Here is a 23,864-nt window from a genome sequence, read left to right on the forward strand (position 1 = left end):
CAGTTTCGTTTGTTTCGTTTTTTATCTCGTAAAATCTTTTAACTTTACTTATCAAATCATTATCTAAATTAAATAACTTTTATGGCTTTTTTAGGGTATACTCACGAACAATTTCCAAAGTGGGTTAAAAAAGTAGAACAATTCCCGGTGTTTTTATACATTCTCAAGTGGGTTTTAATTGGTCTATTAGTAGGTGGTTTAACAGGGTTGGGATCAGCCCTATTCTTGTGGGGCCTTCATTGGGCAACAGGTTGGAGAGGTGATAATCAATGGATTATATTTGCTTTACCTATAGGTGGTTTTCTTATTGGAGCTTGTTATCATTACTTAGGGCAAGATGTAGTTAAAGGTAATAATCAATTACTTGATGAAATTACAAGACCAAATAGAATCATTCCTTTAAAGATGGCTCCTTTGGTAACAATTGCAACTATTGCAACTCACTTCTTTGGTGGTTCAGCAGGTCGAGAAGGTACAGCTGTTCAAATGGGTGGTGCAATTGCCGATCAGTTTACTAAAATATTCAAGTTAGATAAATACGACCGTAAATTATTAATTATATCAGGTATTGCTGCTGGTTTCTCCTCTGTATTTGGAACTCCACTGGCTGGTGCAATTTTCGGATTAGAAGTATATATCATTGGTCGTATGCGTTATGAAGCCATCTTTCCAAGCTTCTTTACTGCTATTGTCGCCAATTATGTTACTCATCATGTAGGTCATGAATTAGGAATACATCATACCGATTATTTTGCTTTATTCTTTGATGGTCTTCAAATACCAGAAATGACTTTAGAAAACCTTCTGCTTTGCGTACTCGCTGGTATTGCATTTGGTTTAACTGGCATGCTTTTCAGTAAAGCTAACCACTTTTTTGGACATTTATTTAAATCAAATATTAAGTATGCTCCTGCAAGACCAATGATAGGTGGTGTTGTATTAGCTTTAGCTATCGTGCTTTTAAACATGAATCATGGTTTAGATTACAGTAATTATGATATGAAATACTTTGGTTTAGGTGTACCTATCATTAGTCAATCGTTTACTGTAGAGATGCATTGGTACGATTTCTTGATGAAAACATTAACCACATCATTTACACTGGGTGCTGGATTTAAAGGTGGTGAGGTGACTCCATTATTTTATATTGGTTCTACATTGGGTAGTTTCTTGTCGTCATTCGATTTATACAATGCTATCCCTATTGCTTTATTAGCCGGGATGGGCTTTGTGGGTGTATTTAGTGGCGCAACCAACACTCCTATGGCTTGTACTGTAATGGGTATCGAACTATTTGGTCATGAATCTGCAGTTTTTATAGCTGTAGCCTGTATTACTGCTTACATGTTCTCAGGTCATACAAGTATTTACAACTCTCAAATTCTTGGATCTCCTAAACATGTTGGTCAAGAGAACGAAAAAGGAAATACCCTATCAGAAATTGAAGTAATCAGAGAAGCGGAGAAAAAACATTTAAAAACTCGTCATGATAAAGATGAGGATAATAAATAATAGCACTCGTTATTAATAAAAAAACAGGTTGTCTTATGAGACAACCTGTTTTTTTATCATTAGAATTTTTTCTCGTAGATGTGGCAATAAGGTTTACCAGCAGTTTTTTCATAATAATCTTGATGGTAATCTTCTGCAGGGTAAAATTGTGTTGCTTCAGTAACTTTAGTCACGACATCAATCCTTTTAGCCTTTAATTGAGCGATTAAGATAAATGCCATGTTTTTTTGTTCCTCATCTACATAAAAGATTTCAGAACGGTATTGAGTTCCAATATCAGGTCCTTGTTTATTCAACTGTGTAGGATCATGGGTTTCGAAAAATAATTTCGCAAGGGATTCATAACTTATTCTATCCGGATCAAATACCACTTTACAAGCTTCTGCATGCCCCGTATTTCCTGAGCAAACTTCTTCATAAGTTGGATTTTCAGTCGTTCCACCAATGTAACCTACTTCACATGAAATTACTCCTTTTGTTCTCAAGAAATAATATTCAGTACCCCAAAAACAGCCTGAGGCGAAAATGGCTGTTGACAATTTTGAATCCTTAGCTTCAAAATTTAATGAAATAGAATTTACACAATGCCGAGTATTTTTTGGAGTAAAACCCTCCCCTTCAAATACATGTCCCAAATGTGCATCACAGTTATTACATAGAATTTCTATACGCTTTCCGTCTGCGTCTTTGACCTTTTTTACTGCTCCTTCAATTTCATCATCAAAAGCAGGCCAACCGCAATTGGCCTCGAATTTATCCTTAGAATTATACAATGGGGCATCGCACCTTTTACAAGTATAAACTCCTATTTCATTATGATAGTAAAATTTACCCGTAAAAGGTTGCTCTGTACCTTTATTTTCAATCACCCACTTTTCAAACGGAGTTAATTCATTCATAATTAATCATTTACTAAATTATGTAATAGACCGAAGGTTCTGTTTACATCATTTTTGTCTAGGATAAGCGTAAACTCATTGGTGGTAGAAATCACCTCAACAATATTGATACCTTCCCATGCAATTTTCTTTAATAAGTAATAATATATACCTGGAACGGAAGTATTATCTTGAGGCAACCTCATGGTTAATGAAGCAAGGTGTTCTTTTTTGCTAATCACCTCTTCTCCTTCAAAAATTTTCACCAATTGATCGGTCATCTTTTTACTAGTTACAAGATTGGTTTCATACACCCCTTTTGAGGATGCTTGAAAAACATCTTTCTCACCTTGTATAACCTTTAAAAGTTCTTGTTGTTTACCCAAAAGAGTTGGAGAATTCTTAAAAGTGTAATCAATTAAATCAGATCGTACGATGATTTCCCCCATTTTTTTCAAATAATCCAACACTTCGTGCTCAATATCAAGTTTTGAAAGTTTAGGTCTTAACCTCTGAATTGCCATAACAACCCCACCTATTTGCACGTCTTTCATCAATTTCTCCTCTACTTCTGGCATAATTTGTCTTGCCAATCCAGTATAGTTAACAATGCCATCAACTATGGCTTCTTCTAAAAATGGAGACTTACGGACAATCTCTTCTACTGCTTCTGCAATTGTTATCATATTTTCTAATGTTATCTATTGAAGTTATAAATATAACAACTTGTTACGAAAAGGTTTTCTTTTTATTGAATATTTGTTCAAAATACTTGAACTGATTAAATTTATATTCGTATTAATTATAAGACACATACAAGAGAATTACATATATTAATTTTTATATATAAATCATGGAATCATTTATTGGACAAGGTATCGCACTAGTAACACCGTTTACAAAAGAGAGAGAGGTTGATTTCCCTGCTTTAAAAAAGTTATTAGATCATACTAAAGATGCAGAATATTGGGTAGTAAATGGAACTACTGCGGAAAGTGCTACTTTGACTAAGGATGAAAAGAAACAAGTTTTAGAATTTGTAAAGCAAAACAATCCTACCAATAAACCAATTATGTTTGGTAACGGCAGTAACAACACTGCTGAGGTGATTCAAAATTTCAAAGAATTTGATTTGACTGGCGTTGATGCCATTCTATCAGTTTGTCCATATTATGTAAAACCTTCTCAACAAGGTATTATTGCACATTATACTGCTATTGCAGATGCTTCACCACTTCCAGTTCTTTTATACAATGTACCAGGACGTACAGGTGTAAACATGAATGTGGATACAATTGTAGAGTTATCGAAGCACAAAAATATTTTTGGTATTAAAGATGCTTCTGCCGATTTAACTCAAGCAATGAGAGTGATTAGTGCTACTCCAGACGATTTCTTATTTATTTCAGGTGATGATGCTATGACAGTTCCAATTATCTCAATTGGAGGTTCTGGAGTAATTACAGTTTTAGGAAACGTTGTTCCACAAGAATTTGGAAGTACAGTTCAACAAGCATTAAACGGTAACGCAAAACAAGCAACTATGCAAATGTCGCAACTGTTAGACTTTACTGATGCACTTTTTGAAGAAGGTAACCCAGTGGGTGTAAAAACAGGTTTAGAGATTGCTGAAATTTGTAATAAAACAGTTCGTTTACCTTTAGTAGAAGGTTCTGAACTATTACAATCAAAAATGTCTGTAATGTATGATCAAATTAAAATTTCATCTAAGAAATCGATGTTTGTATCTAACTTTGATGCTAGACAAGCCATTTAAATTATAAGAAAACATACTACGTTTTATCAAACGTGTTTAAAGATAAAAAGAGAGGTTGACATTTTATTTTGTCAACCTCTCTTTTTTATTTTCTAATATATACTCTAATCGTTTGTCCCGGATGAATTACATTACTTGATAAATTATTTAATTTTCGAATATCCTCTGGTTGTATATCGTATTTATTAGAGATGGAACCAATACTTTCTCCTACTAAGATTTTATGATCAAAAAACAAAGCAGGTATTTTTAATTTCACTTTTTCTCCATTTTTGAAAGTATAATCAACTGGATAATTATCTCCTTTCTCATTAAATAAATTCTTTTCTGGTATTTTGTACCTATTTGCTATGGCAACAACCGATTCACCTGCTTTAGAATTGTACCAAGTTGTAAAGTTTCCTGACTCATTATCTTTAAGATTAGATATTTGCCCCATTACATTTCCTTTTATTTGATCAAATCTCTTGACTTGATCAGGTGTAAAAGTATGTACTCTTAAAGATTGATCTATCTGAGAAACTACTCCTTCCAATGCCTTAATAGCATGATCGTAGTTTTTCAAATCCGCTGTCGACTTTAGAATATCTTTTTCAATTTTGATAAATACCTCATTGTTAGAATTTTCAGCAACATCATCATTACTCACCTCTTCTGAATTCTCGGAAGCAGTTACACCTTCTGAAGATGAGCCATTGAAAAAACTACCAATTAACATCGTAAAAATGATTCCCATTATAAATGAGAAAGAACCGATAATAGAATACCTAAGTTTATTCTTTTTGCTCAAACCCCTTTTTCTATTTTTAGTGGGATTTTTACGTATTAATCTACTTTTATCTTCCTGTTGATCTAAAGAAGTAGAAGTTTCGGTTTGAATCGCTTCACTTTCTTCTTTTAATTCATTTTCAAGAATTTCGACTCTTTTTTCAGCATTCGTAATGCCTATTTCTTGTGCTCTTTTGAAAAACTTTAATGCCTGATGCTTATTTTGGAAAGTCCCCATACCTTTCTCACACATATCACCTAGTAAATAAAGCATATCGCCATCAAGTAATATATCATTAGCATAGTCGTAAGCTATTGCTTTAAAAGTTTCATCATAAAGTCCTTGCTTATATAAATTCTTGATGTCTAAAAGTTTTTGAGTTCTATCTAAAATAGGGAGCTTTAAAACTTTTAAGAGTCTAATTTCTAATTCTTTTAATTGTTCTTCATCTTTTTCTTCTATAATCTGATGAACAGTATTTATTACCTCTTCACTATAGTTATCTAGCATTCTAATGACGTATTGAACTGACCCAAAAACAAATGTGTCTTTAGATTCCTGTTCATTAGTATCATTAAAGGACATTACTGCTCCTGCTTCAAAAGAATCTACATCTTCATCTTGAATAACTCTTGGTGATAAGTCCGAGATAATTACTACCTCATCTTCGTTATTTAGTTTTCCAAAATAGACTTTACAGCGATCTCCAATAACAATCGGAGTGTCTTTATTAAATTGATATTGATCCTGAAGTTCTTGTATCGTCATTATTATCAAAAATAAAGTTGTTTTAGAGTTTATAGCACTTTACATACATTTCTGTAAGTAAAATAATTTCTTTTTCTAATTTAAAAATTTATCATGAAGAAAGAAACAATATAAAAGTATGGTTTGGACTATGGGTGAATTTTATACTAGATTTGCATCATAATTCATTTCATATACTTCGATCGATGCTAACCAACAAAACGAAATTTTACTTCTTTCTAATATTTACTACGCTTATTTGGGGCGTTAACTTCCATGTTTCGCAAATTGCAATTGAACATGTTGGAGCAATGTTAGCCGGAACATATAGATATATTTTGGGTGCTTTACTTTTAGGGGCTTTTATGTTCTTTAAAAAGCCTACTAAAAAAGATATTAAACAAAGTCTATCTAAATGGAAGCATATTGTCTTTTTGGGGATTACTGGTGCTTTTCTATACAATATCTTATTTCTTGAAGGACTAAAACATACCACGGCATTTAATGGTGTTTTAATTATTGGACTTACTCCTCTAAATACAGCATTGATATCAATTCCTATGCTGGGACATCGATTAAAAAGAAAGGAAATGATAAGTATCGCACTTGGTTTTATGGGTATTCTATTTGTCATCTCGAAAGGTGACCTTGAAGTCATTAGAGCACTTTCTTTCTCTAAAGGTGACTTATTAATACTTGGAGCGAATTTAAGTTTCTCGTTTGGTAACGTTTTCATCAAAAAGTACTTAGGTCACATCTCTCCTCTTTGGTTGACTAATTTAGTGACATGGGTGGCCTGCTTTGCTTTCTGTATTTACAGTGTTGGCTTTGAAACATTTGTATTCCCTATGGACACAGACTTCCTTTTAGCTGTTTTCTTTATGGGAGCATTATCAACAGCTATTTGCGGGGCATTTTGGTTTATATCGATCAAAGAGCTTGGTGCAGAAACCAGTACATTATTTACCAATCTAGTTCCTGTTTTTGGAACAACAGCTTCATTTATATTGGGAGAAGAAATTAGTATTGGACAAGTTTTTGGCGGAATTTTAGTGATAACTGCATTATTGATCAACAGTATTCAATGGAGAAAGAAAAAAGCTATTGAAGCTGTTTCACTTTAAGAACATTTAATTCTTCTTTGGATAAAGTCATGGTTTCTTCTATTTGTTTGATAAAGTAATCAGAAAGGAATCCATAACATAATTCTGTTTTGTATCTCATAGACATCACTACAAAAGTTTGATTGTTCGATTTTTTCTTTAGCAAGATAATTGGAGTCTTTCTTCCAAACATATCCCAAGAAAAATCGAATTTAAAAGTTTTCACAAAATCAAATAGTTCTTGATTCCGAGAAATAGGTTCAGATTTCAATATAGATTGTCTATATTTTTCAGCTAAGATAACATTCACATTACTAGCAAAACCTTTTAAGCATTTTTCAAATCCTTTTCGTTTAGCCTCAGCAAATGAATTTCCAACGATTTCTGATTGAACAACTATATAAACAGGGTTTCCTAAAGAATCCAATTCGTATTTTGACATCGTAGAATTAAAAACTTGTTCTTCTATTGTCAAATCTCCCGGTAATTCTAAGTATCCTTGATCTCTAAATAATCTTGATTGTTTTTTAGCTTCTTTTGTTGCTTTACTTTTTTGTTCTTTAGGAGTTGGAATTCTATCCTTCTTTTTAAATTGAGCTTTTACGTTTCCGAGTATCAAGCAAAAGAAAAAAAATATCAGTATGGTTGCTTTTAATTTCATGTAGGCTTTTCTAATTTTTGACTAAATTAGTAAAAAATAATTCTAACACATCTTCATGCTAATAATGAAAAACTTTATTCAAACATTATTATTATTCATCACTTTCTTTCAATTAGGTAATACCTATGCACAAAAGGTAAAAAAAGTTGGTGCCAAATTAACAGAACCCATTACTGAAAATATATCCATTGCAGATTTTAAAGAGTCATTAAAAATGAAAGCCCAAATCAAAGCATTAGCGGATGAATTTGGAACTTTAATCGCCTCCAATACAGATTTAACTCTAGATAATTCAGGTACTAATCTCAACACTTTGAGTACATCAAATGTTAAGGGGGAATGGATTAAGACTACTGAAATTAATTACAAGTGGTTTATCGAAGAAAATGATAATGGACAAAAACTGTATTTATCTTGTGAAGTAAAAGGTAAAGCAAGAGAGATCACTAAAAATAAAATTGATCTACATTCAAACTTATTGAAATGCGCAAATAAGAATCTTTGTATCACTCAAAAATTTAAAGAAGGCGAAAGTTTATATTTATCCATTAAAAGCCCTATCGATGGATATATAAGTATCTTTATGAGAGAGGAAGAAATGGTGTATCGCCTACTCCCTTATTCAAGATTAACGGCAGATCAAAATAATTGTATTAAAGTGAATGCAGATCAGGAATACGTCCTTTTTGATGCACAAGGAAATAAAGGGTTAGAATCTATTCAAAATAGAAATGTAGATGAACTTCAACTGTCTACAATGGGAAAAGATAAATTATATAATCGACTTTATATTGTATTTAGTACTACTAAGTTTGATAAACCAATGTTGAATACAGAGAATGGAATTAAAACACTTTATCCTGAGGCATTTCAAGATTGGATTACCAATACGAAGTTAGTGGATAAAAACTTTCAAGATCAAGTGATCTACTTTACTGTTGAACAATAAAAAAAATCCTCTTAATAAAAGAGGATTTTTAAATAACATATTAAAAGTTAATACCAAATTTAGTGTAGAAGTATGCTCCGTTAAATCCCATTTGAACTGGATCCCAATACCCTGCAGTTTCTGTTGAAAGAGGGTCTTGTTTAGTTGGGTAAACATTAAAAATGTTATTCCCTCCTATGGTCCATCTTAGCTTGGGATTAAAGCTGTAAGTAATAGCTATATCTGTAGTTAGTCTACCTGCATAATGATCAATTTCACCATCCCAATCCATCAGTTCAACAGATGAGAATTGATTTAATCTAATCATGGTAGCTAATTTTTTGTAGCTATGGTTAATAGTATAGTTAAACTTATGATTCGGTGCTGATGCCAATAAGAACATCTGCTCTCTTTCACCAAAGTAAATATCTTCTTTTCCAGTCAGTTTCTCGTTGGTAGTAATATCTCCCAATTCCATTCTATTGATATTACCCGCAACGGAAGTAGTGAAATTATGTGCATCAATATCAAATGAATAAGCTAGAACCACATCTAAACCAAGTGTTCTTGTATCCAATGCATTAGTGAAAAATTGAGCTGCACTTACATCCAACTCCTTCAGTTCATCACCAATTTCAGGATCAGTATCTTCAAATGCTCCTGTTAGTACAATTCTATCATCAATCGCTACATAATAACCATCAACAGTTAAAGATAGACCGTCTAACAAATTGGCCGTAAAACCTAAGCTTGCGTTGAATGCTTTTTCTTGTTTCAATTCTGGCATGCCCAAAGCTTTTGCCAACTCACTGTCATTTGGTGTAATTACTTTTTCCATAGTAACACCTCCAACTACATCTGTGAAAATTGAACTATAATGTTTTTGAGCTAAAGATGGAGCTCTGAAACCTGTACTTACTGCACCTCTAACTGCAAATGCTTTAGAGAACTCATATCTTGATGCTATTTTACCATTTAAAGTTCCTCCAAAATCTGAATAATTCTCATATCTACCAGCCACTGCAATCATCCATTTATCTGTAATATCTGTCTCTATATCTAAATAGAGTGCAACGTTGGTTCTTTGAGCATTAACTTCATTTTCTGGTCTAAAACCTGGGAAACCTTGTGCTCCACCCGGTACACTTCCGTCTGAATAATTTTTATAAGACGCTTCCTCACCTGCTCCAATTCCGTAAGTATCGATTCTAAATTCAGAACCAAAAGCGATGTTTAATCCATTTAAAAAGCCATCAAAATACTTTGAGATATCAACACCTGTAACATTTTGTGATAAATAATGCTTACCTGAATAGAATGATGTTGGAGAATTAGCACCTAAAGAGGCATTTAATGTTTGATCTACAGAATATTTAAATTCGTTATAACCAAATGTATTATTAAAGTCAACTTTCCAATCTTTGATATTTGTTTTCACACCTGCACTCACAGAATAATCTGCAATATCAGAAATGATATTTGGATCAAAACCATTAGGATAAATTTCAGGAACGTTTCTGTCATCATCTGCTTCACGAGTCCAAGCATACGACTCACCATGTCTTACACTTGCTCCACCAAAAACATAGGCTTCTGTATTTTCTGATAACGGAAGACCTGCATTTACAAAACCTCCAAATCCAGTCGATAAGGCATCACCAATATAATTTCTGAATGTTTCTTCTTCAGGCATTCTATTCGTTCTTCCTCTATGTTGATATTGTCCAGTAAGGTTAATAAAACCACCTTTTCCTAGCTCAGTACCATAGTTTACATCTACATTTGCAGATTCACCATCGCCTTCACTTGTTACACCAGTACCTACATTTACAGCTACACCATCGGTATTTTTCTTTAAAACTATATTAATTACACCTGCAATAGCATCAGAACCATATTGTGCCGAAGCTCCATCTCTAAGAATTTCAATTCTTTCGATAGCAGCCATTGGAATAGCATTTAAATCTGTACCTGTATTTCCTCTACCTCTAGTACCTACTAAATTCACTAAAGAAGATTGATGTCTTCTTTTACCATTAATCAATACTAATGTTTGATCAGGACCTAAACCTCTTAAAGTAGCCGGATCAACGTGATCGGAACCATCTGCACCTGATTGTCTTTGTGCGTTAAATGAAGGAGCAACATATTGAAGCAACTGATTCATGTCTAATTGACCTGTCGCTGCAGTTACATTTTCTAGGTTGATGACATCAATAGCGACAGGAGATTCTGTTACTGTTCTATTTTGAGATCTTGTACCTACAATTTCGATAGCATCTAATTGCTGAGCTTCTTGAGTTAGTTTGAATGATTGAGGAACATCCTTTGCTAAAATTTCTTCTGTTTGATATCCCATATAACGGATCACTACTACCGCTTCTTCATCAACTATAAAGTGATATTCACCATTAAAATTAGTGGTTGTACCATGTGCTGAATTTCCTTTTTCGAAAATCATAACACCAGGAATCGCTTCGCCATTTTCATCAGTGATAATTCCTGAGATCTGAATATCTGAAGCAAACGATGTAAACGTATTAAATAAAAGGATTGATAAAAGTAAAACTAGGTGTTTCATTTAAATTGTACTTTGTAGATAATGATTAGCTGACGATGTAAAGTTGTAGGGACTGCTTTGAGTTATCCAACAAAGTACTTGATTATTTCAAAAAATTAAGATGTATTTACAAAACCTTTAAATTTGACTGTATCATTAAAAAACAAGGTGTTCAAAAATTAACACAAAATTAGTGATGTTAATTTTTGAACACCTTGTTTAATTATCAACCTCTTGTTAAAAAAGAATTAAAATTGTACTATATCAAGATTTGCCACTTAAATATCCAGTCGTCCAAGCTGCTTGAAAATTAAATCCGCCAGTGATACCATCAATATCTAATACTTCTCCTGCAAAGTGTAAATTTGAAACCACTTTGCTTTCCATAGTCTTCACATCAACCTCCGTAAGACTTACTCCTCCACAAGTCACAAACTCTTCTTTAAACTTAGTCGTCCCATTTACTTGATACTTATCAGCCAATAGAACTTCAACCAGTTTATTCAGTTCTTTTTTACTTAAGTCCAACCACAATTTGGTTTCAGGAATTTCCAAACGTTGAAGAATATAATCCCACAATCTTTGAGGTAACTCAAAAGGATTGTTATTCTTGATTTGCTTTTTCTTTAAAATCACCTTCTGATCATTGACATATTCTCTCAATTCCTGATCAGGTAATTTGTTGTACCATGATACCAATATTTCAAACTGATAGTTTCTATTATACAACATTCGGGCTCCCCAAGCTGAAGTTCTTAAGACAGCTGGTCCACTTAATCCCCAATGCGTAATTAATAATGGGCCTGTTTCATTCAGCTTCTTCTCTCCTACAATTCTCACTCTTGCATCAGGAACAGAAAGCCCCATCAATTTTGTAAGGGGTTTATGATTAATCTTGAAGGTAAATAAAGAAGGAACAGGATCTTCAATTGTATGTCCTAAGTTTTTGATCCAATCAAAGCTCTCCAGTTTTGGTTGTCCACCGATCGTCACAATTACTTTATCAAATACTTGACTGGAATCGTTGATGGTTAATTGAATAGTCCCATTTTCATTTGGTGTCAATTTAGATACCGTATTACTCAAATGTAACTGTACCCCTAATCGATCAGCTTCATCAGTAAGACAATCAATTATTGTTTGAGAATCGTTAGTGTCAGGAAACATTCTCCCATCATCCTCAGCAACAATGTTAACTCCTCTACCTTTAAACCATTCAACAGTATGTTCCCCATTGAATTTACCGAAAGCCTTTTTTAGAAAACGTTCGCCTCTAGGGTAACTTTTTGATAATTTCACAGGATTGAAAATAACGTTGGTTACATTACATCTTCCTCCTCCAGAAATCTTTACTTTCCCTAAAACTTTTGATGTTTTCTCAAATATATGTACTTCGTTAGAAGCCTCTTTAGCGGCTGTTACTGCTGCAAAATACCCAGCAGCACCTCCTCCAATAATTGCAATTTTCATACTTCGAAGATAAACAAAAAGAGCATGTCTACATCATTAATAATGCAAACATGCCCTTTCTTATTTAAATAATTAAAAACTATTCTTTTTTAGCTCTTACAGACATAAATATAGCAAAACCTAATAGGATCCAGCATAAGTAGCCCGCGATTTTAGATATTGTACCCCCAACAACGAAAGATACAGGATCAAAATCGAATGTGATCTCATGTTCTCCTGCAGGTAATTGAATACCTCTTAAAACATAATTGGCACAAATAATATCTGTTTCTTTGCCGTCAATTTTAGCTACCCAACCTGCTGGATAGTATACTTCTGAAAAGACAGCAAAACCACCGTTTTTACTATTTGACTTATATTTTAATCTACGGTGACCGTATTCTGTTAATTCTACTTTATCGCCTTCTGATTTTGAAGTTTTGATTTCTTGATTAAAGCGAGTAACATTAACAATCGCTTGTTTAGAAGGGTCTATTGATGCTAACGCCTCCATTTCTTCATCTGGAGTATTCACTTTTTCAATATGTTCTACAAACCATGCATTCCCTAAAGCGTTCGGGTTTTGTAATACTGCTTCTTTTTGAGGTCCAAGAATGGTGTATTTCATGTTCAGCATATTCAATGCAGGAATTTCTCTTACCTGAAGTGTATCTCCTTTTTGAACTGTATTTGCAAATACCTGAATTTCTCTGCTTAATTCTCTTTCAATTAAATCTTGATATCTACGAAGTTTCGCAGGGAAATAACCACCAATTGATTTATGGAAGTAAGAAGTTTTTGCCTCATTAAATGTATTTTCAGTAAGGTTTAATACTCTAAAGTTAGGATCTTTATCTGCTAATATGTAAGTATCTGCAGGAGTTGCTTTGTGTGTCTGCTTGTTCGTATCTACTTTAAAAGATTCCTTATTGATATATCTTTTCGCTACACTCCAAACATCTCCTATAGTCAATACTCCTACTAAACCTACTGCTAACCATAACTTCAATTTGTTCTTTGAGTACAGATAGAACACTCCACATGCCAAAGCAATCAAAATAAATGATCTTACTACATCTCCTCTAATCATAGAAATTCTTTCCGCTTCCATTGCAGAAGTTAAGTTTCTAATTAGATTAGCATCCTGTGTTTGGAACATTTGTGAGAATATTGCGGCATCTCTAGCCCCACTTACGTCCATAAAACCTGCTGCTACCCACATTATGATCAATAATCCACCAGTGGCTCCTGCTGCTTTGTAAGCTGCTTTTTGTGTTTTCTCATCCCAACCATCATTAATGATTTTGTTGAAACCTAAAGCGGCCCCAAGTGCCATCACTACACAACCAATACCTAAAGCCATCGCTGGCGTTCTGAATTTATTCATACCCGGTAGGATATCAAATAGTGTGTAGTTAAACCATTGCAAGTGTTTACCCCAAGCAAAGAACAGGGCCATTAATAAACTACTTATTAGCCATATTCTATCGCGTTTATCAAGTACAAACAATCCTAATATGAACAAGAAAGATAATATAGCCCCTTGATAGATTGGCCCACCGGTAAATGGTTGTTCACCAAAATATAATGGTAGTTTTATTTGAGATAATTGCTGAACTGCTTGTTGACCATAATTCTTAGAGATCATCGTTAAAAATGGTCCATCTTTCTCTAAAGTTTCTTGGCTACTACCCCCTAGAAAGTTAGGTGATATTAAGGTTAAAGACTCCATTTTCCCCTCAGACCAACTGAAAGCATAATCTTTATCCAAACCTTCTTCTGTATAATTATTTTCTTGACCAGCTTGTGCTGATAATTCTTTTTTACCTCGAATAGAGTATTCTGAGTATTCTTTAGTAGTCCACACTCTCCATAATTGTGTAGAAGCACCTAATGAAGCAGCTAAAATACCGATAGGAATAACTCTAGTTAAAAAGACTTTAATTTCCCCGTTTTTGAAGTAGAAATACAGTTCAGACAAACCATACATCAAGCAAACAAAAATGAGGTAATAAGTAATTTGATAATGGGATGCTCTAATTTCTATACAAACACCAAATGCAAGTAAGGCTGCTCCCATCCACCACTTTTTATCAAAAAGCAATCGCATACCTCCAAGAACTAAGGCTGAATAAGCTATAGCATTCAGTTTTGTAATATGCCCTGCCTCTAATGAGGTAATGAAAAACGTATTGAAAGCAAATGCTGCTGAGATGAAGAATCCCACCCATGGTTTAACTCTAAAACACATTAACCCAATCCAAAGACAAATCATTAAAGCAAAAACCGTCATTGGGTTTTCATATGTTTTATACAATCCCAAATTTGTTGCTAAATACATATAATGAGTTGGATCTCCTTGCAAGCTTGAGAACAATAATTCTGGCATTCCAGAGAACATTGCAGTGTTCCATAAAGGAGGTTCACCAGTCCTTTTGGCTTCAGCTTGAGAGGCATGTGACATCCCTTCAAAATGTATTAAATCACTTTGGTTTAATGATTTCCCATCGATAAATTCTGGGCTAAAATAGATGAATGTTAGAATAAAAAATGCAGGTATTGCGAGTACCCAATTATACTTCTTAAAGTTAAACTTGTCCATTAATATTTTTAGTTATGCTTAGAGTACTTTAGTTAAGTGTACTTCAAGTTTGAAAAATCTCACTTTATTATTTAGCATCCAAACTACAAACTCATAATTTTTTCTAATTCTTCCTTGAGTTTTAATGCTTGTTGCTTTTCCTCAAATTGAGCCACTGCTTCTGCACGAATATCTTCCCTTTTAAAATCAAATGGTTGATCGATCCACTGTTGTAAAGCTTCTGCAAGGGCCTCTTCATTCATATCATCAATAAGTTTACCATTCTTATCATGGATAATTTCTTTCATCCCTCCTCCATCTTTAAAAGCCATTACAGGTGTACCACAATACAGACTTTCCAACATCACATTAGGTAAATTATCTTCTCTACTTGGTAATACAAATAAATCGGCCGCAGAGTATGCCATAGCCATTTCTTCTACCGAATGAAGGCGACCAACAGCATGAAGATGATCAGATTCAAAAAGGTCTTTATCATAATCCCCCACTACAAGAATGCTTACTTTCTCTTGCAAATCACACTTCTTTAAAGCATTGATCAATAACATTGCTCCTTTTCGAGTATTCGATATTCTTTCACTAACAAAAAGTAATACTTTATGATCTAATGGTAATTTGAACTTTTTTCTAACTTCAATTTGATCATGAATAATCACTTTTTCTGTTGATAACCCATACCTTGCCAATTTGTGATTAAACCTTCCAAGCAGCTCACTTTTTTTTGATAAATCCAATAACCATTGAGAAGGAGCCATTACTGTTAATTTTGTATCATTTAGTGCCTTCTTTTTGATATTGTAAAAGAGTTGATCCACCTTGTTAAACTTTTTAAATCGTTCATGATCTTCATAATAATGAAATCCTCCTTGAAAAGGGTTCATATCGTGTAAATACCAGATTACTTTCTTATTGATGTTCTTAAAAAAGGATGGATAATTAATGAAATTGGCAACCCAATGTAAAATGACAATATCAGCCTCTACAACAATTGGGTGTTTTTCTAATTTATACAAACTTAATGGTGAAGAAAATCCTTCGCATTGATCATCCTCCATATAAAAATGAGGTAAAATCTTTAAGTTCTTGTAGATGGTAGAAATTCTCCTAAAGTTGATAGATGTTCCATAAGAGTAGATCTTTTTTTCCTCATTCCCTTCATCTCTGCACAAAACTTTCGAGTCTACTCCTAGTTGAAGTAATCCATTATGAAATCGTAAAGCAGCATTTGCAGCTCCACCACGTGGATATGTTGATATATGAACTACTTTCATTAATTTAGCTTATGTTATCGATTTTATAGTGCAAATATGGTTACAATTAATAATCTTTGAAAAAATTAAAACTCTTTATTTTTTAAACTAAAACGAATACAGATACTTTTGCACTGTTATTCGAAATCTATAAAACAAAATCAACCGAATGGTCTCAAGTATATATCAAAAGTTTAACAATTGGATCAAAAAAGATGGCGTTTATTCCATTTTAAAAAATATCAATTGGCTCTTTTTTGATCGCATTCTTAGAATGCTAGGAGGCTTATTAATTAATGCTTGGGTAAGTAGATATTTAGGAGCTTATAATATGGGTATTTGGGATATTTCTCTAAGTGTAAGTAACCTATTTATTGTTTTTTCTGCTTTTGGATTTGAACGTCTACTTATCAAAAATCTAGTTGATGTTGATGACAATACTCGTAATCAACATTTATCTGTTGCTTTTACAGTTCGTTTAATCGTTTCTTTAGTTGCTTTCCTATTATCGGGTATTATTCTACAATTACTAGCCGAAGGCAATTCTACAAGGATTATGATAGGATGGTTGATATCAAGTAGTATTTTCCTTTCAGTCTTTGATGTTATTACCACAAAGTTCCAAGCCGATCTATTATCAAAATATATTGTTATCGCTAAGGGAACAGGATTCATTATCGGCTCTTTATTAAAGGTTTATTTCATTTTAGAGAATTATCCTTTAGAATACTTTGTAGGATCATTCTTAATTGAACTTGTTATTGGTTTTATCATTTTGATGTATATCTACCTTAAGAAATATAATCACCATCAATATAAATTCACCAAAAAAGTATTTTTAGAATATTGGTCCACCTTCTTTCCTTTACTCATTTCCAGTTTGGCCTATATCATTTACACTAAGGTAGATCAAATCATGATCGATAGGTTATTGGACGAAACTGCTGTAGGTATATATACTCGTGCAGTTAAACTAAGTGATATATCAGTAGCCATCTATGCCATTATAGCGAACTCTTTATTCCCTGAATTAACCAAACAATCTCAGCAAGGGATTAAACAGTTACATCATTCTTTTGAACGACTTTCATCAATGTTAACAGGGGTTGCTTATGTAGGAGTCATATTTGTTCTAATTAGTAGTCATTTTGTGATCAACCTACTTTATGGGGAGGAGTATCTTGGGGCAATTAGTAATTTAAATATTCTGATTTTAGGTTCAATAGCATTATATAATGGAGGCATGAGAGGTAATTATTTGATTCTAAGAAATCAGAAGAAAATCATTCTAATTACCAGTTTTCTATCGATATTTATCAATGCAGCCTTAAATTATGTATTGATACCATTATATAGTACTAACGGTGCGGCAATTGCTTCTGTGATTACTTTATTCTCTACAAATATTTTTATCAACCTTCTTTTTAAAGAAACAAGAACGATTGGTAAGCTTCAATTGAGATCCTTATTCCTTTATTACTTCATTAAAAAATCGCTTAAAAAATAATGACGAACGCTCCTATTGCTTTATTTATTTATGATCGACCTGATCATTTAAAAAAGACGATTTTAGCTTTAAAAGAAAATAAAGAGCTATATCAATCGCCTTTGTATGTTTATGCAGACGGAGCAAAAAGTAATAGTACTAATGAGCAAAAAGAGAGGATTCGGAATACAAGAACTATTGTTAGAGAATTATTAAACGACCATCCTGATTTTAACCTTATTGAAAAAGACCAAAATAATGGATTGGCCAATTCTATTATCGGAGGTGTGACCGAACTAACAGAGAAATACGGAAAAGTAATTGTATTAGAAGACGATATTATCAGCTCTCCTTTTTTTCTAAAGTACATGAATGACAGTTTAGAGGTATATAAAAATGATGACAACATTTTTCATATCAATTCCTATCTTCCTCAATTCCCTAAATCAAAATCATTTGATCTAAAGAAAGATACATTTCTTTCTACTCATATGTCTTGTTGGGGTTGGGCGACTTGGAAAGAATCATGGCAATATTTTGATAACGACACAGAGAAAATCTATCAACAACTTATTGATAGAAATCTCATTGAAGAATTAGACCTTCACGGTCACTTTAAAGGGTCTGAACAATTAGTTAAGAATATCAATAGAGAAATTAAAACGTGGGCAATAAAATGGTCATCTTCGATTTTATTAAATAACGGTAAATGCCTAAATACCTCTCAATCACTATCAAATAATATTGGCACCGATGGAAGTGGTGAAAACTTTGTTGGAATTCCGATATGGGACCCTTATCAAACAAAAATTTACTATAACAAAGTCAACCCAAAATCAATCAATAAAGATATTTCAATCGGTGATCTTTATTTCGAAAAATTTTATAAACATGTAAATGTAAAAGGGATAAAAAGAAAGCTTTATAAAATTTACTATGCCTTAAAAAGGTATTCAAGTAGATAAATCACTATATTGTGAGCCACAATTAATGAATATTACTTATGGCAACTCTCATAGATCTGCTACAAAAACAGTCTCTACTAAAAGTATTACTCCACGCTAATTATTTAGTTAAGAAAGGGTTCTTAAAACAAATTGGGTGGAATGAAAGTATCAAAAGCTTTTCTTCTATCGATCAAAATGGATCGTACATCCCTTGGTTTACCTACTCTGCTATTCATTTCCTTAAACAAAGGGATTTATCAAAATTAAATTTATTTGAATACGGAAGTGGCAACTCCACTTTATGGTTTTCTGATAGGTGTCAATCTGTTCATTCTGTTGAGCATGACAAGGATTGGTATATGAAAATCAAAAATAATATCCCCTCAAATGTCAAATATGTATTCAAAAGTCTGGAAGAAAATTATGAAGATACTGTCTTAGAATCTCCAAATTTATTTGATATCGTTGTCATTGATGGAAGAAAAAGGGTAAAATGTGCCTATGCATCCTTAGAAAAACTATCTGATAATGGAGTAATTATTTGGGATAACTCTGATAGAGAAATATACAATGAAGGCTATGAAATGTTAATCAAGAAGGGCTTCAAAAGATTAGACTTTTATGGTTTAGCTCCTTCTTGTGGAGATCATTCATTAACGAGTATATTCTACCGCAAAGACAATTGTCTAGATATATAATTATCTTTCGTACCTCCTCCTTCTCAAATACACAAACAATACACCTAAAAGTGCTGTAACCACAACCGGTACACCTACATTCAACCACTGCCAAAAGGCTTTTTCTTCTCTTACTTTAAAAGAGTCTAGAGGGCGTAAGGTCACCTTCTTATTTCTAGCCATGATCAAACCGTCTTGATCAGTTAGATATTCTAAAGCGTTCATTACAAACTCTAAATTCGATAAGGTTTGTCCTCTATGACGGTCGAATTCTATGGATTCGACACTTCCGGTGATAGGGTTAAATTCGTTCTTTACAATATCGCCATCAGCAATCACAATTACTTTTGTAGGATGAACAGAGTTCTTAATTAAGGATTCTTTTGGAATTCCTCTTGGAGGGAATCGATTGGCGTAAAGCGATTTAAATGTCCCTTCTAATAAATAAGCGACAGGAATATGAGGTTTGGTAAATAGTTCTTTATTACTTGCTTCCTTAATCTCATCCAAAGAAATTAAATTCGGCATCGGGCGGATTCTAGAATAATTTGATGTAAACAATAAAGGTGTCTTTTTTATACCCACTGATTTAACTGTATCTAAAGAAGAAACGAACTTACCGTAAACCACATCCATATTTCTTACGATTGGATGTTCAGAGAAAGTATTTAAATAAGTATAATATGGCCAAGGTAACTTTTTGATATTGGCTTTATCACCAAAATTACCAGCGACCACCTCGATCAACCCTGCCTGTTGGTCTTGTATTAAATCCACATTAGTTCTTACTCCCAATCTAAAAATCAGATCTTCAATACCTAAATCATATCCAAAAGCATAAGTACCTCCTAAAGGAATCGAGTCTTTGTTCATTTGCACCTTATCCAAAAGGAACATCGCATTTCCTCCATTAATCAAATACTGATCAATAAAATATTTATCTCTATTTCTGAAAGTCTTTTTAGGTTGAGCAATTATAGCGGCATCATATTTATTTAACTGTGATAAATCAGTCAGCCAATTGATTTGATATTTTTCTTGAAGACTTCCCGTTAACTCTTGTAACTCCTGAGGCTTCAATTCATCGTGACCTTGCACAATCGCAATTCTTTTCTCCTGAGTATTTGATAAATCTTTGATAACTGAAGCCAACTCAAATTCTACCCCTTCTATCGATTGGTTAATTTGTTCTTGAGCAGATTTAGCTTTATTCCCTTTCAGCAATAAAACTCCTTTTTGTTTATTCTTATAGGTGATTAATGCACCTGGATAAATCAAACGCTGTGTTTGTTCTCCATTAGCCCCCACATCGTATAAAGTCGTTTGAGGAATACCTTTTTCAATTAATGATTTCTGAAATTGTTGTTTCTGTCTTACATCAGCAAAATCGTTCGGATCTATAAATCTAAAGTCCAATTGCCCATTGGCCTGTACTTTAAACTCTTCTAGAGTTTCTTGAATAGCCGTTTTCAAATGCTCAAATTCAGCATTCAAAGGTCCATCAAGATAAACATCGATAGCTACCTTCCCTTCTAAATTACTTAATAACCTTTCTGTAGCCGGATTGATACTAAATCTCTTCTCTTCTGTTAAATCCCATCGGAAGAATAGTTTATCAGAATGAATGTTTAATAAAATCAATAGTAATGCTATTGATGAAAAAGTTAAAAGGTCTTCCCACTTACGCATAGAACAACTCTCAGATAATTAAAAAATTGAGTTACAAAAATGATGGTTTATATAAATAAATCAAACTGCACCTCCATCGAAGATTTAAATGCTCATCATTTTTTTATTTTTTTAAAGATAAAAGCAGAAGATTCCTTGATTTTAGACCCTTAGCAAAATCAAAGTCCAAGATTTTTAGGCTGAACTAAATAATTAAGCGACATTCACATCATATGTTTATTTTTTAATGTACTTTTGCATATTCAATTGGAATCTAGATCATTTTAAGTAGTGAATTTTAAAGATATATTAGATCAAAATCCAATCTTTGATGTTGTCGCCAATAGTGCCAAATCAGTTGGTTTTGATACTTATTTAGTCGGTGGTTTTGTGAGAGACCTCCTGTTAAAACGTCCATCTAAAGATATTGATATTGTCTGTGTAGGTAGCGGCATCGTCCTTGCCGAAGAGGTTGCAAAACAAGGTGGCAATTTACCTTGTAGTACTTTCAAAAGTTTTGGTACTGCAATGGTGAAGTTCGATGAATACGAGGTAGAATTTGTAGGTGCTAGAAGAGAGTCTTATCGACGTGAATCTAGAAAACCTATTGTAGAAGATGGTACATTAGAGGACGATCAAAACAGAAGGGACTTTACAATCAATGCATTGGCTATTTCTCTTAATCAAGATAACTACGGTGATTTAGTTGATCCTTTTGGTGGAGTTCAAGATTTGGAAAAGAAAAATATCATCACTCCACTTGAACCTAACATTACATTCTCAGACGATCCTTTAAGAATGATGAGAGCCATTCGTTTTGCCTCTCAACTTAATTTTGATATCGATCCAGATACTTTTGATGCTATAGTTGATAATAAAGAACGCATCTCCATTGTATCTAAAGAAAGAATCATGGATGAGTTGAATAAAATTATCCTCTCTCCTGTTCCTTCTTATGGATTTAAACTACTATTTACTTCAGGGTTGCTTCAATTGATTTTCCCTGAAATGCAAAATCTTCATGGTGTTGAACGTAGAGATGGAAAAGGTCATAAAGACAATTTCTACCATACGTTGAAAGTATTGGATAATGTTGCCGAAAAATCAAACGATTTATGGTTGAGATGGGCAGCTATCCTTCACGATATCGCCAAGCCTGCCACTAAGCGTTTTAATCAAAGAGTGGGTTGGACCTTCCATGGTCACGAAGACAAAGGAGCACGAATGGTTCCCGGTATCTTTAAGCGTTTAAAGCTTCCGTTGAACGATAAGATGAAGTTTGTTCAGAAATTGGTAAAGCTTCACTTACGTCCAATCGCTTTAGTTAAGAAAGAAGTAACGGACTCTGCTGTGAGACGTTTACTTTTTGAAGCTGGAGACGACATCGATGCTTTGATGATGTTATGTCGTGCCGATATCACTTCGAAAGATGGAAATAAAGTTAAAAAATACCTTTCTAACTTCGATTATGTAGAATCTAGGTTAGAAGCGGTTGAAGAAAGTGATAAAGTACGTAACTTTCAGCCCGTTATTACAGGCGAGCTAGTCATGCAAACTTTTGATATTAAACCATCAAGGGAAGTAGGTCAGATTAAAGACCAAGTGAGAGAGGCGATTTTAGATGGGAAAATCAAAAATACACTCGAAGAAGCAAAGCCTTTTATGATTAATGTAGGTATCGAATTAGGACTTACACCTTTAAATACAGAAAACGAATAAACTAGGTCATATAACTTTATGAATGATTTAATACTAAGAACTGCAAGAGGAGAAAAAACTGAAAGAACACCCGTATGGTTAATGCGTCAAGCTGGACGTATTTTACCAGAATATAGAGCGGTTAGATCAAGTGTTTCAGGATTTGTTGAATTATGTCAGACTCCAGAATTAGCTTGTGAAGTAACTATCCAACCTGTAGATTTATTGGGCGTAGATGCAGCCATTATTTTCTCTGATATTTTGGTAATTCCGGAAGCAATGGGCTTACCTTATGAAATGGTTGAGAAAAGAGGTCCTTTCTTCCCTAATACAGTTCAAACTGAAAAAGACTTAGATAAAATTCGTGTTGCTGATGTACAATCTGATCTAGGATATGTATTGGATGCTATCAAATTAACTAAAAAGGAATTGAACGATAGAGTTCCTTTAATTGGTTTTGCTGGTGCTCCTTTCACTATCTTCTGTTATATGATCGAAGGTCAAGGGTCTAAAACATTCTCTAAAGCAAAGAAAATGTTCTATACTCAACCTGAGTTCTCTCATAAATTACTTCAGATGATTACTGATTCGACCATTGCTTACTTAAAAGCACAAATCGAAGCAGGCGCGGACATGATTCAGATTTTCGATTCTTGGGCGGGTATTTTATCACCTGAGCAATACGATATTTTTGCCATGCCGTATATCAACCAAATTTGTGATTCAATTACAGAAGTGCCAAAAACAGTATTTGCTAAAGGTGCTTACTTTGCTAGAGAAGCAATTGGTAAATCAAATTGTAATACTGTTGGTCTTGATTGGAACATGGATGTTGCAGAATCAAGAAAATTAGTTAACGGTAAAGTGCTTCAGGGTAACCTTGATCCTTGTGCCTTATATGGTTCTGACAAAGATGTGGAGAAAGCGACTATCAAGATGTTAGATACTTTCGGTCCTGATCATCATATTGCTAACTTAGGTCATGGTGTATATCCTGATATTGACCCTGAGAAAGTGAAGGTCTTTATCAATACAGTAAAAGAATACTCAGCAAAAATGAGAGGATAATATTTCTTTCATTCAAAATATTTAGAAGGTCTTGTGAAAGCAAGACCTTTTTTTGTTTAAATATAAAACACTACACTTCACCGA

Annotated in this window: 18 protein-coding genes; 9 read left to right on the forward strand and 9 right to left on the reverse strand. The window is 33.4% G+C overall.

Annotation, left to right across the window (positions count from 1 at the left end):
- Positions 1-81 precede the first annotated feature (81 nt).
- Positions 82-1,512 carry a voltage-gated chloride channel family protein gene (locus KMW28_RS11570; protein WP_169663288.1) on the forward strand — a complete coding sequence of 477 codons (1,431 nt, stop codon included), beginning with the start codon at positions 82-84 and terminating at the stop codon, positions 1,510-1,512.
- Between the two features lie 59 nt (positions 1,513-1,571).
- On the opposite strand, the gene KMW28_RS11575 is transcribed toward KMW28_RS11570, so the two are convergent.
- Both KMW28_RS11575 and KMW28_RS11580 read right to left on the reverse strand, forming a co-directional pair.
- Positions 1,572-2,411 (reverse strand): bifunctional methionine sulfoxide reductase B/A protein, encoded by an 840-nt coding sequence (locus tag KMW28_RS11575; protein ID WP_169663287.1) that lies wholly within the window; start codon positions 2,409-2,411, stop codon positions 1,572-1,574.
- A 2-nt stretch (positions 2,412-2,413) separates the two neighbouring features.
- The gene (locus tag KMW28_RS11580) at positions 2,414-3,076 is read right to left on the reverse strand and encodes a hypothetical protein (protein WP_066206983.1); all 663 of its coding nucleotides are present in this window, start codon (positions 3,074-3,076) and stop codon (positions 2,414-2,416) included.
- Positions 3,077-3,243: 167 nt separating this feature from the next.
- On the opposite strand from KMW28_RS11580, the gene dapA reads away from it, so the two are divergent.
- On the forward strand, positions 3,244-4,167 hold the full coding sequence (dapA, locus tag KMW28_RS11585; protein ID WP_066206980.1) for a 4-hydroxy-tetrahydrodipicolinate synthase: 924 nt from the start codon (positions 3,244-3,246) through the stop codon (positions 4,165-4,167).
- A gap of 85 nt (positions 4,168-4,252) precedes the next feature.
- Here dapA and KMW28_RS11590 read toward each other — a convergent pair whose 3' ends face one another.
- Positions 4,253-5,704: a LysM peptidoglycan-binding domain-containing protein gene (locus KMW28_RS11590; protein WP_169663286.1), complete on the reverse strand. Its 1,452-nt coding sequence runs from the start codon at positions 5,702-5,704 to the stop codon at positions 4,253-4,255.
- A 185-nt stretch (positions 5,705-5,889) separates the two neighbouring features.
- Between KMW28_RS11590 and KMW28_RS11595 the strand changes: the two genes are divergently transcribed.
- On the forward strand, positions 5,890-6,807 hold the full coding sequence (locus KMW28_RS11595) for a DMT family transporter (RefSeq protein WP_169663285.1): 918 nt from the start codon (positions 5,890-5,892) through the stop codon (positions 6,805-6,807).
- On the opposite strand, the gene KMW28_RS11600 is transcribed toward KMW28_RS11595, so the two are convergent.
- Positions 6,785-7,447: a hypothetical protein gene (locus KMW28_RS11600; RefSeq protein WP_066206972.1), complete on the reverse strand. Its 663-nt coding sequence runs from the start codon at positions 7,445-7,447 to the stop codon at positions 6,785-6,787. The genes KMW28_RS11595 and KMW28_RS11600 overlap by 23 nt on opposite strands.
- Positions 7,448-7,511: 64 nt before the next feature.
- On the opposite strand from KMW28_RS11600, the gene KMW28_RS11605 reads away from it, so the two are divergent.
- Positions 7,512-8,396: a hypothetical protein gene (locus KMW28_RS11605; protein WP_169663284.1), complete on the forward strand. Its 885-nt coding sequence runs from the start codon at positions 7,512-7,514 to the stop codon at positions 8,394-8,396.
- Between the two features lie 40 nt (positions 8,397-8,436).
- Here the strand turns inward: KMW28_RS11605 and KMW28_RS11610 are convergent, their stop codons facing one another.
- The 4 genes from KMW28_RS11610 to KMW28_RS11625 form a co-directional block, all read right to left on the reverse strand.
- Positions 8,437-10,956, reverse strand: coding sequence for a TonB-dependent receptor (locus KMW28_RS11610; protein ID WP_169663283.1), 2,520 nt, complete (start codon positions 10,954-10,956; stop codon positions 8,437-8,439).
- Between the two features lie 243 nt (positions 10,957-11,199).
- Positions 11,200-12,405, reverse strand: coding sequence for a BaiN/RdsA family NAD(P)/FAD-dependent oxidoreductase (locus KMW28_RS11615; RefSeq protein ID WP_169663282.1), 1,206 nt, complete (start codon positions 12,403-12,405; stop codon positions 11,200-11,202).
- Positions 12,406-12,484: 79 nt separating this feature from the next.
- Positions 12,485-14,986: a YfhO family protein gene (locus KMW28_RS11620; protein ID WP_169663281.1), complete on the reverse strand. Its 2,502-nt coding sequence runs from the start codon at positions 14,984-14,986 to the stop codon at positions 12,485-12,487.
- Between the two features lie 83 nt (positions 14,987-15,069).
- On the reverse strand, positions 15,070-16,257 hold the full coding sequence (locus KMW28_RS11625) for a glycosyltransferase (protein ID WP_169663280.1): 1,188 nt from the start codon (positions 16,255-16,257) through the stop codon (positions 15,070-15,072).
- Between the two features lie 148 nt (positions 16,258-16,405).
- Between KMW28_RS11625 and KMW28_RS11630 the strand changes: the two genes are divergently transcribed.
- Genes KMW28_RS11630 through KMW28_RS11640 form a run of 3 tightly spaced genes read left to right on the forward strand, consistent with a single transcriptional unit; the run spans position 16,406 to position 19,367 of the window.
- Positions 16,406-17,743 carry a flippase gene (locus KMW28_RS11630; RefSeq protein WP_169663279.1) on the forward strand — a complete coding sequence of 446 codons (1,338 nt, stop codon included), beginning with the start codon at positions 16,406-16,408 and terminating at the stop codon, positions 17,741-17,743.
- The gene (locus KMW28_RS11635) at positions 17,743-18,687 is read left to right on the forward strand and encodes a hypothetical protein (protein ID WP_169663278.1); all 945 of its coding nucleotides are present in this window, start codon (positions 17,743-17,745) and stop codon (positions 18,685-18,687) included. The genes KMW28_RS11630 and KMW28_RS11635 overlap by 1 nt, the downstream gene beginning before the upstream one ends.
- Positions 18,688-18,725: 38 nt before the next feature.
- Positions 18,726-19,367 (forward strand): O-methyltransferase, encoded by a 642-nt coding sequence (locus KMW28_RS11640; protein ID WP_169663277.1) that lies wholly within the window; start codon positions 18,726-18,728, stop codon positions 19,365-19,367.
- On the opposite strand, the gene gldG is transcribed toward KMW28_RS11640, so the two are convergent.
- Positions 19,368-21,035 (reverse strand): gliding motility-associated ABC transporter substrate-binding protein GldG, encoded by a 1,668-nt coding sequence (gldG, locus tag KMW28_RS11645; RefSeq protein ID WP_169663276.1) that lies wholly within the window; start codon positions 21,033-21,035, stop codon positions 19,368-19,370.
- Positions 21,036-21,305: 270 nt separating this feature from the next.
- Between gldG and KMW28_RS11650 the strand changes: the two genes are divergently transcribed.
- Together KMW28_RS11650 and hemE are read left to right on the forward strand one after the other, a co-directional pair.
- Positions 21,306-22,733 carry a CCA tRNA nucleotidyltransferase gene (locus tag KMW28_RS11650; protein WP_169663275.1) on the forward strand — a complete coding sequence of 476 codons (1,428 nt, stop codon included), beginning with the start codon at positions 21,306-21,308 and terminating at the stop codon, positions 22,731-22,733.
- Between the two features lie 18 nt (positions 22,734-22,751).
- Positions 22,752-23,780 carry a uroporphyrinogen decarboxylase gene (gene hemE / locus KMW28_RS11655; protein WP_169663274.1) on the forward strand — a complete coding sequence of 343 codons (1,029 nt, stop codon included), beginning with the start codon at positions 22,752-22,754 and terminating at the stop codon, positions 23,778-23,780.
- The last annotated feature ends 84 nt before the right edge of the window (positions 23,781-23,864 follow it).

Origin of the sequence: Flammeovirga yaeyamensis (assembly GCF_018736045.1) — a bacterium.
Taxonomy (GTDB): Bacteria; Bacteroidota; Bacteroidia; order Cytophagales; family Flammeovirgaceae; genus Flammeovirga; species Flammeovirga yaeyamensis.